The 15,702-nt window shown below is 63.0% G+C and carries 11 protein-coding genes; 6 read left to right on the top strand and 5 right to left on the bottom strand.

Features of this window, described 5'->3' with window-relative positions:
- Positions 1 to 50 precede the first annotated feature (50 nt).
- Entirely contained in the window at positions 51 to 2,261 is a 2,211-nt protein-coding gene (locus EET67_RS03935) for a primosomal protein N' (RefSeq protein WP_128624919.1), read from the bottom strand.
- A 93-nt stretch (positions 2,262 to 2,354) separates the two neighbouring features.
- Here EET67_RS03935 and fsa point away from each other — a divergent pair, with 93 nt between their 5' ends.
- The gene (fsa, locus tag EET67_RS03930; protein ID WP_128624918.1) at positions 2,355 to 3,008 is read left to right on the top strand and encodes a fructose-6-phosphate aldolase; all 654 of its coding nucleotides are present in this window, start codon (positions 2,355 to 2,357) and stop codon (positions 3,006 to 3,008) included.
- 56 nt (positions 3,009 to 3,064) lie between these two features.
- Here the strand turns inward: fsa and EET67_RS03925 are convergent, their stop codons facing one another.
- Together EET67_RS03925 and leuS are read right to left on the bottom strand one after the other, a co-directional pair.
- A complete protein-coding gene (locus tag EET67_RS03925; RefSeq protein ID WP_128624917.1) occupies positions 3,065 to 3,634 on the bottom strand; it encodes an LPS assembly lipoprotein LptE in 570 nt (189 codons plus the stop codon).
- Complete coding sequence (leuS, locus tag EET67_RS03920) at positions 3,621 to 6,239, bottom strand: leucine--tRNA ligase (protein ID WP_128624916.1); 2,619 nt, start codon at positions 6,237 to 6,239, stop codon at positions 3,621 to 3,623. Before leuS ends, EET67_RS03925 begins: the two co-directional genes overlap by 14 nt.
- A gap of 147 nt (positions 6,240 to 6,386) precedes the next feature.
- On the opposite strand from leuS, the gene EET67_RS03915 reads away from it, so the two are divergent.
- Positions 6,387 to 7,049, top strand: coding sequence for a YggS family pyridoxal phosphate-dependent enzyme (locus EET67_RS03915; RefSeq protein WP_128624915.1), 663 nt, complete (start codon positions 6,387 to 6,389; stop codon positions 7,047 to 7,049).
- 67 nt (positions 7,050 to 7,116) lie between these two features.
- Here the strand turns inward: EET67_RS03915 and EET67_RS03910 are convergent, their stop codons facing one another.
- Both EET67_RS03910 and EET67_RS03905 read right to left on the bottom strand, forming a co-directional pair.
- Positions 7,117 to 8,223 carry an ABC transporter substrate-binding protein gene (locus tag EET67_RS03910; RefSeq protein ID WP_128624914.1) on the bottom strand — a complete coding sequence of 369 codons (1,107 nt, stop codon included), beginning with the start codon at positions 8,221 to 8,223 and terminating at the stop codon, positions 7,117 to 7,119.
- Positions 8,224 to 8,388: 165 nt separating this feature from the next.
- Positions 8,389 to 8,661 carry an usg protein gene (locus EET67_RS03905; protein ID WP_128624913.1) on the bottom strand — a complete coding sequence of 91 codons (273 nt, stop codon included), beginning with the start codon at positions 8,659 to 8,661 and terminating at the stop codon, positions 8,389 to 8,391.
- A gap of 304 nt (positions 8,662 to 8,965) precedes the next feature.
- Here EET67_RS03905 and acs point away from each other — a divergent pair, with 304 nt between their 5' ends.
- The 4 genes from acs to EET67_RS03885 all read left to right on the top strand — a co-directional run bounded on the left by acs (position 8,966) and on the right by EET67_RS03885 (position 15,702).
- The gene (gene acs / locus EET67_RS03900; RefSeq protein WP_128624912.1) at positions 8,966 to 10,921 is read left to right on the top strand and encodes an acetate--CoA ligase; all 1,956 of its coding nucleotides are present in this window, start codon (positions 8,966 to 8,968) and stop codon (positions 10,919 to 10,921) included.
- Positions 10,922 to 11,176: 255 nt separating this feature from the next.
- The gene (locus EET67_RS03895; RefSeq protein ID WP_128624911.1) at positions 11,177 to 12,040 is read left to right on the top strand and encodes a sulfurtransferase; all 864 of its coding nucleotides are present in this window, start codon (positions 11,177 to 11,179) and stop codon (positions 12,038 to 12,040) included.
- A gap of 64 nt (positions 12,041 to 12,104) precedes the next feature.
- Positions 12,105 to 13,946, top strand: a complete 1,842-nt coding sequence (locus EET67_RS03890; protein ID WP_342634644.1) for an assimilatory sulfite reductase (NADPH) flavoprotein subunit — start codon at positions 12,105 to 12,107, stop codon at positions 13,944 to 13,946.
- A gap of 22 nt (positions 13,947 to 13,968) precedes the next feature.
- Positions 13,969 to 15,702: an NADPH-dependent assimilatory sulfite reductase hemoprotein subunit gene (locus tag EET67_RS03885; RefSeq protein ID WP_128625092.1), complete on the top strand. Its 1,734-nt coding sequence runs from the start codon at positions 13,969 to 13,971 to the stop codon at positions 15,700 to 15,702.

The following is a 15,702-nucleotide window of genomic DNA, read 5'->3' as shown; positions in this document are numbered from 1 at the left end:
AGTTCTAGAACATGCAGCCGACTGGTGGGAACCGCCAAATCACCGTGATCTCACAGGAAACTCTGCGGATCGACATCCACCTGCACACGCACCGAACCGCGGATCTTCGGGCCAGTGGCGAGAAGCCGGCGCAGATAGGCTTGCATGTCGGCCGCGCGCTCGCCCTGCACCAGCAGCCTGAACCGGTGGCGACCGGCAATCAGGGCCAGCGGCGCCTCCGCAGGCCCGAGTATATGAATGTCATTTGCCGGCGGCGCAGCGCGCCGCAAGCCGCGCGCATGGCCCTCCGCCTCCGCGCGCGTCGCAGCACTCACGATGATGCCGGCAAGCCGGCCGAAAGGCGGCAGACCGGCTTTCTGCCGTTCATCGATTTCGCGTTCATAGAAGGCCTCGGCATCACCCGACACGATTGCCCGCATCACCGGATGGTCCGGCTGGAATGTCTGCAACAGGCCGAGGCTTTTCTTGCCGGTGCGCCCGGCCCGCCCGGTCACCTGGCTGAGCAACTGAAACGTCCGCTCGGCGGCCCGCGGATCGCCATTGGCAAGGCCGAGATCGGCATCGACCACGCCGACCAGCGTCATGTTGGGGAAATTGTGCCCCTTCGCCACCAATTGGGTGCCGATCACGATATCGGCCTCGCCATTGGCAATGGCTTCGAGTTCCAGCCGCAGCCTTTTGACGCCGCCCAGAATATCGGAGGAAAGCACGATGGTGCGCGCATCCGGAAACTGGCCGACCACTTCCTCGGCAATACGCTCGACCCCCGGCCCGCAAGCCACGAGATGGTCGAGCGTCCCGCATTCCGGACAGGCTTCCGGCCGCTTTTCAGCATGGCCGCAATGATGGCACTGGAGCTGCCCGCGAAACCGGTGCTCGACCAGCCATGAAGAACAGGAGGGACACTGGAAGCGATGGCCGCACACCCGGCACAGCGTCAGCGGCGCATAGCCGCGCCGGTTGAGGAAGAGCAGCGACTGCTCGCTCCGCTCCAGTGTCTCGCGCATATGCGACAGCAGCATCGGTGACAGGAAACCGCCCCGTGCCGGTGGCGAGCGGCGCATGTCGACCGCCCTGATCGACGGCAGCGCCGCTTCGGCAAAGCGGGCATGCAGAACGGCGCGCGCATAGCGGCCCTGGCTTGCATTGACGCGGCTTTCGACCGAGGGCGTCGCCGAAGCCAGCACTACCGGAAAGCCGCCTATATGCCCGCGCACCACAGCCATGTCGCGCGCATTGTAGAAGACGCGATCCTCCTGCTTGTAGGCGGGATCGTGCTCCTCATCCACCACGATCAGGCCAAGTTCCTTGAACGGCAGGAACAGCGCCGAGCGCGCACCGGCGACCACTCGCACCCCGCCTTCGGCCACTTGACGCCAGACCCGTTCGCGCTTGCGCGGCGCGACATCGGAATGCCATTCCGCCGGCTTGGTGCCGAACCGGTCCTGGAACCGCTCGAGGAAAGCCTGCGTCAGCGCGATTTCCGGCAGCAGGATCAGCACCTGCCTCCCCTCTTCCAGCGCAGCCGCGACCGCCTCGAAATAGACTTCCGTCTTGCCCGAACCTGTTACGCCGTCAAGCAACGTAACCGCAAACCGATCGGCCGCCACGCTGTCGCGCAGCATCCGGGCTGCCTCCTCCTGATCCCCGGTCAGTTCAGCCGAGGCATAAGCGGGGTCGGGCGCCGCCACCACCGGCCGCGGCGGGATCATCACCGTCTCGAACACGCCTTGCGCCTTCAGCCCGTCGATGACGGTGGAGGAGACGCCGGCCGCATGCGAAAGGCCGGAGCGCGTCCACGCCATGCCGTTGGCTGCAAGTTCCAGCACGCGCGTGCGCGCCGCCGTCAGCCGGTCGGGTCCCGCGCCGGTCGCCTGCAGGCCCTCCACCCACGGTTCCGGATCGAAAGCCTCCGGCGCCCTCAGGATCATGCGCGCCACCATGCCGGGCGGCGACAGCGTATAGGCGGCGATCCAGTCGATGAAGCGGCGCATGTCGGCATCGATCGGCGGGCAGTCGAAGACATGGCTGATCGGCCTCAGTTTCCTTGGGTCGATGGCCTCACACTCGCCGTCCCAGACGATGCCCGCCACCTGCCGCGGGCCGAGCGGCACGCGTACGATCGAACCGGGCTCGACACACATATCGCCCGGCACCGCATAGCTATAGGGACGCTCCGCCGGCATCGGCACCAGCACCGGAACCGAACGGCCGGCAGCCGGTTTTTCCTCTGTCAGGCGTTGGGGCGAATCTTGTTTCATGGTGCGTGACCTTGCCCGGACTTTAGGTTAGAGCAAAGGCCGAACCAGCAGCGCTTGCTCACGGAGCGCTGAAAAAGATCAAGGAGAATGGCGATGAAATTCTTCGTCGATACCGCTGATGTGAAGGAAATCCGCGAACTGAACGAGCTTGGGCTGCTTGACGGCGTCACCACCAACCCCTCGCTGATCCTAAAATCCGGCGGCAATATCGCGGAAGTCACCAAGGAAATCTGCAACATCGTCAAGGGTCCGGTCTCGGCCGAGGTCGTCGCCACCGAATATGCTGAGATGATGCGCGAGGCAGAGGTCCTATCGAAGATCGCCGACAATATCTGCATCAAGGTGCCGCTCACGCTGGACGGGCTGCGGGCCTGCAAGGCCATCACCTCCGATGGCCGCCAGGTCAATGTCACGCTGTGCTTCTCGGCAAACCAGGCGCTGCTTGCCGCCAAGGCCGGCGCGACCTTCATCTCGCCCTTCATCGGCCGCATTGACGATATCGGCATCGACGGCATGGAACTGATCGCCGAGATCCGGCAGATCTACAACAACTATCATTTCCAGACCGAAATCCTCGCCGCCTCGATCCGCACCGTCAACCATGTCAAGCAGGCGGCCCTGATCGGCGCCGATGTCGCCACCATCCCGCCGGCAACGTTGAAGGCGCTGGTCAAGCACCCGCTCACCGACAAGGGGCTGGAAAGCTTCCTCGCCGACTGGGCCAAGACCGGCCAGAAGATCGGCTGAATCCGAGATTTTCAGGTCTTACGCGGCATATCCCAGGAATACGCCGCGTGGCCCACTCAGCGGGCTTTGGCAAGGTCCTGCCCGATCGCCAGCCGCAGCAGTTCGGCAAGCTCGCGCGCAGCACGGTTCTCCGCGTCGCGCTGGGCGCGCAACGCTGCAAATGATTGGCGCGGCACGTCATAGGAGGACGACGCTTCGCGCCGCCCGCGTGCCACCACCTTGCCGGTCTTGGCATCGGTCAGCACATAGGTCGCGCCCACCGTCATCATGCTGGCGGTCGGCTCCTCTTCAAGCGCGCGCTGGATATTGGCGGCCGAAGTAGCCAGCGCGGTAACGTTCAGCGTCAGCGAATAAAGCGGGTTCGCCGGCTGACCCGCGCCGCCATTGAAACCGAAGATCAGATGGTTGCGTACTTCCTGCGCATAACGCGTGGTCACCGGCTTGATCGCAATCGAGGACAATCCCGCGCTCGCGCCGGCATGTGCCCCCGCAGCCATCCCGGCATCGGAATAGAGCGGACGCACCGTGCAGGCCGACAGGGCAGCCAGCGACAGCGACAGGCCGAGGATAATCGCTCGATGTGAAATGTGGGCCGAGGACTTGCGCGTCTGATCAGGCAACGACATTGACGATCCTTTGCGGCACGACGATTACCTTGCGCGGCGTCTTTCCTTCCAGCGCCTTTTGCACGAAGTCGAGATCGAGCGCTGCCTTTTCGACCGCAGATTGATCTGCGTCGCGCGCGATTGTCAAATCCCCGCGCTTCTTGCCGTTGACCTGCACCGGATAGACGATCTGGTCGTCCACGATCAGCGCCGGATCGAAATCCGGCCAGGCCCGCTCGGCCACCAGGCCAGAACCTTTCAGGGCCTCCCAGCACTCTTCCGCCAGATGCGGCGTCATCGGCGCAATCATAGCAACCAGGATGTCGACCGCCTCGCGCACCGCGCCCTGCATTTCGGCAGAAGCCTTGCCGGCAGTGATCTCGGCCACTGGAGCCTGGAGCAGATTGACCAGCTCATAGATGCGCGCCACCGCCCGGTTGAAGGCAAGCTTGCCGATATCGTCGCCGACCGCCTTCAATATCTTGTGGGCTGATCTGGAGACAGCCCCCGCATCGCCCGCGCCCTGCGCCTGCGGCTTGATAGCAGCGAGCGCCGGGGCGGCTTCCGAAATCAGCCGCCACACACGCTGGACGAAACGATGCGCGCCTTCGACGCCTGCCTCGGTCCAGATCACATCGCGATCCGGCGGCGAGTCGGAAAGCATGAACCAGCGCGCCGTATCGGCGCCATAGCTGGCGATGATGTCGTCCGGGTCGACGACATTCTTCTTCGACTTCGACATCTTCTCGATCGAGCCGATCTCGACTTTCTCGCCGGTGGCGATCAGCCTGGCCTGCCGTTTACCGTCGATTTCCTCGACCTTGACATCTGCGGGCAGCACCCAGCCATCGGGACCCTTATAGGTCTCGTGGACGACCATGCCTTGCGTGAACAGGCCCTTGAACGGCTCGGCCAGATCGAGATGGCCGGTCTCACGCATCGCGCGTGTAAAGAAGCGCGAATAGAGCAGATGCAGGATCGCATGCTCGACACCGCCGATATACTGATCGACCGGCAGCCATTCGTTGACGGCCTTGCGGTCGGTGGGCTCGCTTTCCCATGGCGCGGTGAAGCGGGCAAAATACCACGACGAATCGACGAAGGTGTCCATCGTGTCGGTCTCGCGCCGCGCTGCCTTGCCGCATTTCGGGCAGTTCACATTAAGCCAGGTCGGATGCCGGTCGAGCGGATTGCCCGGCCGGTCGAACTCGATGTCATCCGGCAGCTTCACCGGCAGGTCGGCGCGCGGCACCGGCACCACGCCGCAATCCTCGCAGTGGATCATGGGGATCGGGCAGCCCCAATAGCGCTGGCGCGAAATCCCCCAGTCGCGCAGGCGGAAATTCACCTTGCGCTCGGCCATCGGGCGGTTGCCGACGGTCCTGTCGGCCAGCAGCTTTGCCACCTCATCGAAGGCGGCTTGCGGCTTCATGCCGTCGAGGAAGCGCGAATTGATCATCACGCCGTCATCGACATAGGCTTCATCGGTGATCTGGAACGTGGCCGCATCGCCACCCTCCGGCATCACCACCGGCACCACCGGCAGGCCGTATTTATTGGCGAAGTCGAGGTCACGCTGGTCGCCCGACGGGCAGCCGAAGATCGCGCCCGTGCCGTAGTCCATCAGCACGAAATTCGCCACATAGACGGGCAGCGTCCAGTTCGGATCGAACGGGTGGACAACCCGGATGCCGGTGTCCATGCCCTTCTTTTCCGCGGCTTCCAGCGTCGCGACCGAGGTGCCCATATGGTGCACATCGTCTATGAAGGCGGCCAGCGCCGGATTGTTCTGCGCGGCCTTCTTCGCCAGCGGATGATCGGCGGCAACCGCCATAAAGGAAGCGCCGAAGATCGTATCGGGGCGCGTCGTATAGACTTCCAGCTCGCTCTCGCCTTCAGGGGCGGTGCCTTGCGCCAGCTCCCAGCGGATCAGCAGGCCCTCCGACCGGCCGATCCAGTTGCGCTGCATGATGCGCACCTTTTCCGGCCACTCGTTCAGTTCATCCAGCGAGACCAGCAGGTCCTCGGCGTAATCGGTGATCTTGAAGAACCACTGCGTCAGTTCGCGCTGCTCGACCAGCGCGCCCGAGCGCCAGCCGCGCCCGTCGATGACCTGCTCATTGGCGAGCACCGTCATGTCGACCGGGTCCCAGTTCACCTTGGACGATTTGCGCGTCACCAGCCCCTTGTCGACGAAGTCGAGGAACAGCATCTGCTGGCGGTGGTAGTAGTCGACATCGCAGGTGGCGAACTCACGGCTCCAGTCGAGCGACAGCCCCATCGTCTTGAGCTGGCCGCGCATCGTGGCGATGTTCTGGTAGGTCCAGTCCTTGGGATGGACATTGTTCTGCATGGCGGCGTTCTCGGCCGGCATGCCGAAGGCGTCCCAGCCCATCGGGTGCAGCACGTTGAAGCCGCGCGCACGCCTGAACCGCGCCACCACATCGCCCATCGTGTAGTTGCGGACATGGCCGATATGGATGCGTCCCGATGGATAGGGGAACATCTCGAGGACGTAATATTTAGGGCGTGGATCGTCGTTCTTCGTCTCGAACAGTTTCCTGGCGTCCCAGGCCTTCTGCCATTTGGGTTCTGCCGCGCGCGGATTGTATCGTTCGGTTGCCATCGGGTGCGTTTCACTTAAAAGCTTGCATCAAGCTGCGGGCCGCCATCCGGCAGTTCGCAAAATCCATGGGCGGGTGTTCAACACGGATTGCCGGACCCGTCAACTCCAAGCAAATCTTCCGGCGACGAAAAGCAGCAGGACTTTATCATGACAGACACGCTCGAACGGCTTGAAACAGTGCGAAACAGGATCGCGGCGGCAGAACGGGAAGCAAAGCGAGCTGCCGGCTCCGTCACGCTGGTCGCCGTTTCGAAAACCTTCGATGCCGGCGCGATCCGCCCCGCGCTCGAAGCCGGCCAGCGTGTCTTTGGCGAGAACCGGGTGCAGGAAGCCCAAGGCAAATGGCCGGCACTGCGCGAGGAATTCCTGGACACGGAGCTTCATCTGATCGGGCCGCTCCAATCCAACAAGGCGAAGGAAGCCGTCGCGCTGTTCGATGTCATCGAATCCGTCGATCGCGAGAAGATCGCCGCCGAACTCGCCAAGGAAATGCGCAAGCAGGGCAAGTCGCCGCGCCTTTACATACAGGTCAATACCGGCTCCGAGCCGCAAAAGGCGGGCGTGGAGCCAAAGGAGACCGTTGCCTTCGTCGCCCGCTGCCGGGAAGTCCACGGCATCGAGGTCGAGGGCCTCATGTGCATTCCCCCGGCGGATGAGAACCCCGGTCCGCATTTCGCGCTTCTGGAAAAACTCGCCCGGCAGGCCGGCGTGGAAAAGCTCTCCATGGGCATGTCCGCAGACTACGAGCTTGCCATCGCCTTCGGCGCGACCTGTGTGCGGGTCGGCTCTGCGATCTTCGGCAGTCGGTAACCCGACACCGAAAGAAAAAGGCCGGAGCGAGCCGCCCGGCCTCTTTCAATACAACAGTTGACCGATTTTACTCGGCGGCGACGATCTTGCCGTCTTCCCACTTGTAGAGCGAGAAGCTCGGCGAGGAGAGGTCGCCATTCTCGCCATAGGTCAGCTTGCCGATGGCAGTCTGGATCGGCGCTCCGTCCTTCAGGGCCGTAGCGACGGCAGCGGTGTCGTCAGCCTTGCCGGCCTTCTCGATGCCCGCCTTCAGCACCTGCACGGCTGCATAGGCGTTGAGCGTGAAAGCTTCCGCGGGAATGCCCTTGCCCTTCAGGACCTCGACGGCTTCGGCCGAATCGGGGCTCTTCAGAGCATCGGAAGCATTGGTGAACAGCGTGCCGGCAGCCGCCTGGTTGCCGATGGCCCAATATTCGGTGTTGGACAGGCCTTCGCCGCCGATGATCTGCGCCTTCACGCCGCCGTCAGCGAGCTGGCGGGCAAGCAGGCCGCCCTCGGGATGGTAGCCGCCGAAATAGATGACCTCGGCGCCGGTCTGCTTCAGCCGGCCGACGATTGCCGAATAATCCTTCTCACCCGCAGTGAGGCCTTCATAGAGAACTTCCGTCACCCCGCCTTCGTTCAGCACCTTTTTGAAGGCGTCGGCCAGGCCCATGCCATAGGTTCCCTTGTCATGGAGTACGGCGACCTTCTTGTCCTTCAGGTGCTCGAGGACGTATTTGGCGGCGACTTCCGCCTGCTGATCGTCACGGCCGCAGGTGCGCAGCACATTGGTCAGGCCGCGATTGGTGAGGTCGGGTGCGGTGGCCGTCGGCGTAACCATCAGAACGCCATTCTCGGCCAAAACGTCCGAGACGGCCATCGCCACGCCCGATGTGACCGGGCCCACGGCATAGCGAATCCCATCGCCGACCAGATTATTCGCGGCGGAGACGCCCTGCTTGGGATCGCCTGCGTCGTCTGCAAGCTTCAGCACCACGGTCTCGCCGAGGATGCCGCCATTCTTGTTGATGACCTCAACGGCGGCCTCGGCGCCGTTCTTGACCTGATCGCCATAGGCCGCAACCGGGCCGGTGAGCGGGGCAATGAGGCCGATGACGATATCGGCCTGGGCTGCTGGCACAAACGCAAGGGAAGCGGCGAGCGTCATGCCCGCGAATGACTTTATGTTCATGATCCTACTCCTCAAACGGCGAACTGTTCGGGTTCGACGAAAGTTCTGGATCAGGCAATACCGTTCCGGGGCAACATTGGCAATCGGCCCAGCCGCGGCATCCGCAGCTATTGGCTTGTGCCAGCGCTCCCCCGGCCAATTCCCGTCAGCCGCTAGGGTCAGGACCTAGTTCAGCAGGAATTCGCCATGCACGTTGCGCCACTCGTTCGGCGCTATCAGCCTCTTATGCGTGTAGCTGACCGAATGCAGCGGACCGTCGAGCTTTGCCCGCCAGAAGTCGATGAAGGTGAACAGGCCCGGAAAGTCCGGCGCCAGATCGTAATCCTGCCAGATGAATGTCTGCAGCAGATGCGGGTGGTCCGGCATGTGATAGAGAAACTGCGCCGTGGTCAGCCCATAACCCTTCAGCATCAGTTCCAGTTCGGAATTGTCGCGCATGATCGTTCTCCCGCCCGTCTTCGATCTGCCGCGAATCGCGGGGTGGAGCGATACACGGCTCGACCAGCATGGCCAGTCTAGCACGATTCCGGTATTTATGCATGAAATCAAAAGCTTGGCAGCAAGCAGCCTGAAGTGCTGCTGATCCTGCCCGGGGGTGGAGCGGCCGCCCGCCTCGTGACAGCGGCCAAATCCAAGGTCTAATGTTGCCTAGGGCGGAGGAATGTTATTAGTTCCCGTATCCGCGCCACTCAGCGCAATCGGCGGCGCCCTGCCGCAGTTATTCCGGGGAGAGAATATCGAAATGTCAGACGAGATAGTCCACCGCGTCCAGCCGGCGTGGAAGAAGAACGCTTTGATTGACAATGACACCTATCTGAAATGGTACGCCGACAGCATCAAGAACCCCGACAAGTTCTGGGGCAAGCACGGCAAGCGCATCGACTGGTTCAAGCCCTATACCAAGGTGAAGAACACGTCGTTCACAGGCAAGGTTTCAATCAAGTGGTTCGAGGACGGCCTCACCAACGTCTCCTATAACTGCATCGACCGCCATCTGAAGAAGCGCGGCAACCAGGTCGCCATCATCTGGGAGGGCGACAATCCCTACGACGAGAAGAAGGTCACCTATAACGAGCTGCACGAGCATGTGTGCCGCTTTGCCAATGTGCTCAAGAAGCACGGCGTGAAGAAGGGCGACCGGGTCACCATCTACATGCCGATGATCCTTGAGGCCGCCTATGCGATGTTTGCCTGCACCCGCATCGGCGCGATCCACTCGGTGGTGTTTGGCGGATTCTCGCCGGAGGCGCTGGCCGGACGCATCGAGGACTGCAAGTCGCATTTCGTCATCACCGCCGACGAGGGCCTACGCGCGGGCAAGCACATCCCGCTGAAGGACAATACCGACAAGGCCATCGAGATCGCCGCCAAAGCAGGCACCAAGGTCGAGAAGGTGGTCGTGGTTCGCCGTACAGGTGCCAAGATCGACTGGGTGGAAGGCCGTGATGTCTGGCATCATGAGGAAGCAGCCTCGGTCAAGCCGGACTGCAAGCCGGAAAAGATGAAGGCGGAGGACCCGCTGTTCATCCTCTACACCTCGGGTTCGACCGGCAAGCCCAAGGGCGTATTGCACACCACCGGCGGCTATCTCGTCTATGTGTCGATGACCCACCAATATGTGTTCGACTACCATGACGGCGACATCTACTGGTGCACGGCCGATGTCGGCTGGGTGACGGGCCACTCCTACATCCTCTACGGACCGCTGGCCAATGGCGCCACCACGCTGATGTTCGAGGGTGTGCCGAACTATCCGACACCGTCGCGCTTCTGGGAGGTGATCGACAAGCACAAGGTCAACATCTTCTACACCGCCCCGACCGCCATCCGCGCGCTGCGTGGTGCGGGCGACGAATGGGTGAAGAAGACCTCGCGCAAGTCGCTGCGCATTCTCGGCTCGGTCGGCGAGCCGATCAATCCGGAAGCCTGGGAGTGGTATTTCAACGTCGTCGGCGAGAAGAAATGCCCGGTCGTCGATACCTGGTGGCAGACCGAGAATGGCGGAATCCTGATTGCGCCGCTGCCCGGCGCGACCGACCTGAAGGCCGGCTCGGCGACGCGGCCGCTGTTCGGCGTCGTGCCCGAGATCGTGGACGGGGACGGCAACACCATCGAAGGTGAAGGCAACGGCAATCTGTGCATCAAGGAGCCGTGGCCCGGCATGATGCGCACCGTGTTCGGCGACCACGAGCGCTTCATCCAGACCTACTTCTCCACCTACAAGGGCAAATACTTCACCGGCGACGGCTGCCGCCGCGACGCGGACGGCTACTACTGGATCACCGGCCGCGTTGACGACGTCATCAACGTATCGGGCCATCGCATGGGCACGGCCGAAGTGGAATCGGCGCTGGTCGCTCACGACAAGGTGTCGGAGGCAGCCGTCGTCGGCTATCCTCACGACATCAAGGGCCAGGGCATCTACTGCTATGTCACGCTTTCCGAAGGCGAGAAGCCGAGCGAGACCTTGCGCAAGGACCTGATTGCGCATGTGCGCAAGGAAATCGGCGCCATCGCCACGCCCGACAAGATCCAGTTCGCACCGGCCCTGCCCAAGACCCGCTCGGCCAAGATCATGCGCCGCATCCTGCGCAAGATCGCCGAGGACGATTTCGGCTCGCTCGGCGACACTTCCACCCTCGCAGACCCCACCGTCGTCGACGACCTGATCGAAAACAGGCAGAACAAGCGCGCCTGATCACTATCTGAACATCAGACAAAAAGGCCGGTGCGTACCGCTTCGCACCGGCCTTTTTCATATGCGGCTGCAGGCTTGCCTGCACCGACGAGGCGGCAGCCGACGAAAGCCTCCGCCAGAACGCATTTGCGCCCCGCCTTGATTCACCCCGAATTTATTCCGGTTTGCACCGGCAATTTGTGACGCCATTTCCATCGGCCCGGGCCAAAAATCTCTAGGATGCGCGCAGTCATCTCCGAGAAAGGAAATCAGGCAATGTCGCATCCCTCAGGCCCTCTCGTTACTGCGGATTGGCTCGCCGCCAATCTCGAAAATCCGGATGTCCGGGTTTTCGAGGTCAGCGTCGACCCCGGCGTCTTTGCCGGCGGCCATATCCCCGGCGCCGTCAATCTCGACTGGCATGTCGATCTGGTCGATACAATCAATCGCGATATCGCCCCGCGCGAGAAACTGCAGCAGACGCTGCGCAAGGCCGGCGTCACCGATAAGACGACCGTCATCATCTATGGCGATCACAACAACTGGTTTGCCGCCTGGGGCGCCTGGGTGCTGGACGTCTACGGCTTTGGCGAGCGCGTGAAGCTGCTCGACGGCGGCCGCAAGCTCTGGGAAGCGCGCAAATTGCCGCTCACCGACAAGGTCCCTTCCTTCGCCGCTTCCTCGATCGAACTGCCGGAGCGCAACAATGCCCTGCGCGCCCGTCTCGTCAATGTGCTCGACGTCGTTGAGGGCAGGATCGACGGCAAGCTGGTTGATATCCGTTCGCCCGACGAATATCTCGGCAAGATCTTCGCGCCAGAGGGCGTCAAGGAACTGTCCATCCGTGCCGGCCATATCCCGGGCGCCGAGAATGTGCCATGGGCAACCATCGTCAATGAGGACGGCACGTTTCTGCCGATCGACAAGATCCGCGAGATCTATGCCGCCAAGGACGTCGATGGTTCCAAGCCCATCATCACCTATTGCCGCATCGGCGAGCGCTCCAGCCATAGCTGGTTCGCGCTGAAGCGCATCCTCGGCTACGAGGTCCGCAACTATGACGGCTCCTGGACCGAATACGGCAATGCCGTCGGCGTGCCAGTGGAGAACAAGTCCGGAACCGTCTGGCTCGGCAAGTAACCGTACCGTTTGCCGGCCGCCTTGCGGCCGGCACATTCGCCCCCCGAACACGGAAAATGCCTCGATGAACATGACCGTCGCGCCCGCCCCAGGGTTTCCCGTTTCGAATACGCAGTGGGAGCAATTGCAGTCGCTCGCCCACAGCCTTTCGCCTGAACAGGCGCTCTGGGCCAGCGGCTATTTTGCCGGCGTCGGCCATGCGCTGCGCAGCAGCACCAGTATCCTGCCGAGCGCGGCAATCGCCGGCGTGCCGGATCTCGCGACCGTCACCGGCAGTGCGGCCCGCAGCCTGACGATCCTCTATGGCAGCGAGACCGGCAACAGCGCCGACCTCGCCCGCCGGGTCAAGACCCAGGCCGAGGCCAAGGGCATTAAGGCCACGGTCGCCGATATGGCCGGCTACAAGACCCGCCAGTTGAAGGACGAGCAGGACCTGCTTGTCGTCGTCAGCACCCATGGCGAGGGCGACGCCCCGGAGCCGGCCGCCGAATTCTTTGAATTCCTGTTCGGCCGCAAGGCGCCGAAGCTTGCTGGCATCCGCTTTGCCGTACTCGGCCTTGGCGATTCCACCTATGAGCATTTCTGCGGCGCTGCCAGGCGTATTGACGAGCGTTTCCTGGAACTGGGTGCCGAGCGCCTGGCAGAGCGGATCGACTGCGACGTCGACTATGAGGACCCGGCCGCCGCATGGGTGGAAGAGACTCTTGCCGGTCTTGCCGCCAAGGCTACCGCCACTTCTTCGGTCGCGGCAGCGCAGTTCGCTCATGTGCCCCCGGTTGCCGGCGGCTACGACAAGCGCCGCCCGTTCCTTGCACCGGTGATCGAAAACATCGTCATCACCGGCCGCGGCTCAAGCAAGGAGACGCGTCATATCGAATTGTCGCTGGAAGGCTCGGGCCTCTCCTATCGACCAGGCGACGCGCTGGGCATCGTTCCGCGCAATGACGGCCGCCTGATCGATCGGCTGCTGGCTGCCGCCGGCCTCAACCCTCCCGACGCCATCGAGATCAAGGCGCAGCCGGCCACACTCGCAGACGCGCTCTCGTCGCATTTCGAGATCACGGCGCTGACGCCGCGCTTCATCGAGCACTGGGCAAAGCTGTCGGGCGCCTCGGAGCTTGCCGGCCTGCTTGGCGAGGGTAAGCGCGGCGAGCTGACCTCCTATATGGGTCGCAACCACATTGTCGATGTTCTCGAGGCATTTCCGGTCAAGGGCCTGACCGCGGCCGATTTCGCTGCCGGTCTGCGCACGCTGCAGCCACGCCTCTATTCCATTGCCTCCAGTTCGAGCCTCGCCGAGGACGAGGTCCATCTGACCGTGTCGACCCTGCGCTACGATCTCAACGGCACGCAGCGCGGCGGTGTCGCCTCGACCCATCTTGCCACCCTCACGGAAGAAGACGCTACCATCCCCGTCTATATTCAGGAGAACCCGCATTTCCGCCTGCCGGAAGACCCGGACCGGCCTGTCATCATGATCGGTGCCGGCACCGGCGTTGCGCCCTACCGCGCCTTCCTCCAGGATCGCGAGGCCAATGACGCAACCTCCCCGACTTGGCTGTTCTTCGGCGAGCGCAATTTCCGCACCGATTTCCTCTATCAGGTCGAGTGGCAGCGCCATCTCGACGAGGGAAGACTGTCGCGCCTCGATCTCGCCTTCTCGCGTGATCAGGCCGAAAAGACATATGTCCATCATCGCATGCGCGAGCAGGGCCGCGACCTCTATGACTGGCTGGAGAATGGCGCGCATGTCTATGTCTGCGGCGACGCCGAGGGGCTTGCCCCCGATGTCCATCGCGCACTGATCGACATCGTGGCCCAACAGGGCAAGGTCGGTGCCGAAGAAGCCGACGCCTATATCCGCAACCTGCAGCGCGACGGTCGCTACCAGCGCGACGTTTATTGAGATTAGACACGTGACCAGCACCATCGACACCACGCTGCCGGTAGATCGCAGCCACGACCTTTCGCAACCGCTCGACCGGCTCGGCCCCGACGAGACGATGAAGAAGGAAAGCCGCTACCTGCGCGGCACCATCGCCGAGGGGCTCGTCGTGCCGACGACGGCAGCCGTGCCCGGCACCGACATCAAGCTGATGAAGTTCCACGGCATCTACCAGCAGGACGACCGCGACCTGCGCGAGGAGCGCCGCCGCCAGAAGCTGGAGCCCGCCTATCAGTTCATGATCCGCGTGCGGCTGCCCGGCGGCGTCTGCACGCCCGAGCAATGGCTGAAGCTCGACGAGATCGGCCGCTTCTATGGCGACAACAGCCTGCGTCTGACCACGCGCCAGACCTTCCAGTTCCATGGCGTGCTGAAGTGGAACCTGAAGCGGGCCATAAAGAACATGAACGAGGTGTTGCTCGACACCATCGCAGCCTGCGGCGACGATTCGCGCGGCGTCATGTCCTCGGTCAATCCGAGCCTGTCCAGCCTGCATGCCGAGCTTCACGCGCTCGCCAAGCAGACCAGCGACCATGTCATTCCCCGCAGCCGCGCCTATCACGAAATCTGGCTGGACGAGGAGAAGGTCGCCACTTCCGGCGAGGAGGAGCCGCTCTACGGCCCCACCTATCTGCCGCGCAAGTTCAAGATCGGCTTCGTCATCCCGCCGGTAAACGATATCGACGTCTATTCGCAGGATCTCGGCTTCATCGCCATTGCCGGCGCGGATGGCGAGCTTGAAGGCTTCAACGTCGCCATCGGTGGCGGCATGGGCCGCACCGATAACGCGCCTGAAACCTATCCGCGGCTTGCCAGCGTGATCGGCTTTATCCCGAAGGACAGGGTGCTCGAAGCTGCCGAAGCCATCATCAGCGTCCAGCGCGATTATGGCGACCGGGTCGTGCGCGCCCATGCCCGCTTCAAATACACCATCGACGACAAGGGCCTGGACTGGATCAAGGCCGAGATCGAACGCCGCCTCGGCTTCGACCTGGCGCCGGCGCGCGACTACCGCTTCGACACCAATGGCGATGTGCTGGGCTGGCAGACCGGCACCGACGGCCGCCATCACTTCACCCTGTTCATCGAGAACGGCCGCGTGCGCGATCAAGGCGAATACCGGCTGATGGAAGGCATCCGCGAGATCGCCAAAGTCCATAAGGGCACCTTCCGGGTGACCCCCAACCAGAGCCTGGTCATCTCCGACATCGAGCCGGCGGACAGGCGGCGTATTGCCGATCTTCTGGATCAGTATGGCCTCGCCGGCGCCAATGGCGCCTCCACGCTGCGGCTCAATTCCATGGCCTGCGTGGCCCTGCCGACCTGCGGATTGGCGATGGCCGAGAGCGAACGCTACCTGCCCACGCTGATCACCAAGCTGGAACCGATCCTGGAGAAGAACGGGCTGGAGAAGGAGCCGATAACCCTGCGCATGAGCGGCTGTCCCAATGGCTGCTCGCGGCCCTATATCGCCGAGATCGCCTTCACCGGGCGCGCGCCCGGCAAGTACAATGTCTATCTCGGCGGCGGCTTCCACGGCCAGCGGCTGAACAAGCTCTATCTGGAAAATGTCGGCGAGCCGGTCATCCTCGCCGAATTCGAGAAGCTGTTCGCCCATTACGCCAAGGACCGTGAGACAGGCGAGCGCTTCGGCGATTTCGCCATCCGCGCCGGCTATGTCGCCGAGGTCACAGAAGGCCGTTATTTCAACGACTGA

Source organism: Borborobacter arsenicus (assembly GCF_003934165.1).
Taxonomy (GTDB): domain Bacteria; phylum Pseudomonadota; class Alphaproteobacteria; order Rhizobiales; family Rhizobiaceae; genus Pseudaminobacter; species Pseudaminobacter arsenicus.
The sequence above is the reverse complement of the archived record's forward strand: the minus strand, read 5'-3'. Positions and strand labels throughout refer to the sequence as shown.

Coding starts and splice junctions, on each gene's coding strand:
- EET67_RS03935 (WP_128624919.1), bottom strand. CDS start 2,261: ATGAAACAAGATTCGCCCCAACGCCTGACAGAGGAAAAACCGGCTGCC.
- fsa (WP_128624918.1), top strand. CDS start 2,355: ATGAAATTCTTCGTCGATACCGCTGATGTGAAGGAAATCCGCGAACTG.
- EET67_RS03925 (WP_128624917.1), bottom strand. CDS start 3,634: ATGTCGTTGCCTGATCAGACGCGCAAGTCCTCGGCCCACATTTCACAT.
- leuS (WP_128624916.1), bottom strand. CDS start 6,239: ATGGCAACCGAACGATACAATCCGCGCGCGGCAGAACCCAAATGGCAG.
- EET67_RS03915 (WP_128624915.1), top strand. CDS start 6,387: ATGACAGACACGCTCGAACGGCTTGAAACAGTGCGAAACAGGATCGCG.
- EET67_RS03910 (WP_128624914.1), bottom strand. CDS start 8,223: ATGAACATAAAGTCATTCGCGGGCATGACGCTCGCCGCTTCCCTTGCG.
- EET67_RS03905 (WP_128624913.1), bottom strand. CDS start 8,661: ATGCGCGACAATTCCGAACTGGAACTGATGCTGAAGGGTTATGGGCTG.
- acs (WP_128624912.1), top strand. CDS start 8,966: ATGTCAGACGAGATAGTCCACCGCGTCCAGCCGGCGTGGAAGAAGAAC.
- EET67_RS03895 (WP_128624911.1), top strand. CDS start 11,177: ATGTCGCATCCCTCAGGCCCTCTCGTTACTGCGGATTGGCTCGCCGCC.
- EET67_RS03890 (WP_342634644.1), top strand. CDS start 12,105: ATGAACATGACCGTCGCGCCCGCCCCAGGGTTTCCCGTTTCGAATACG.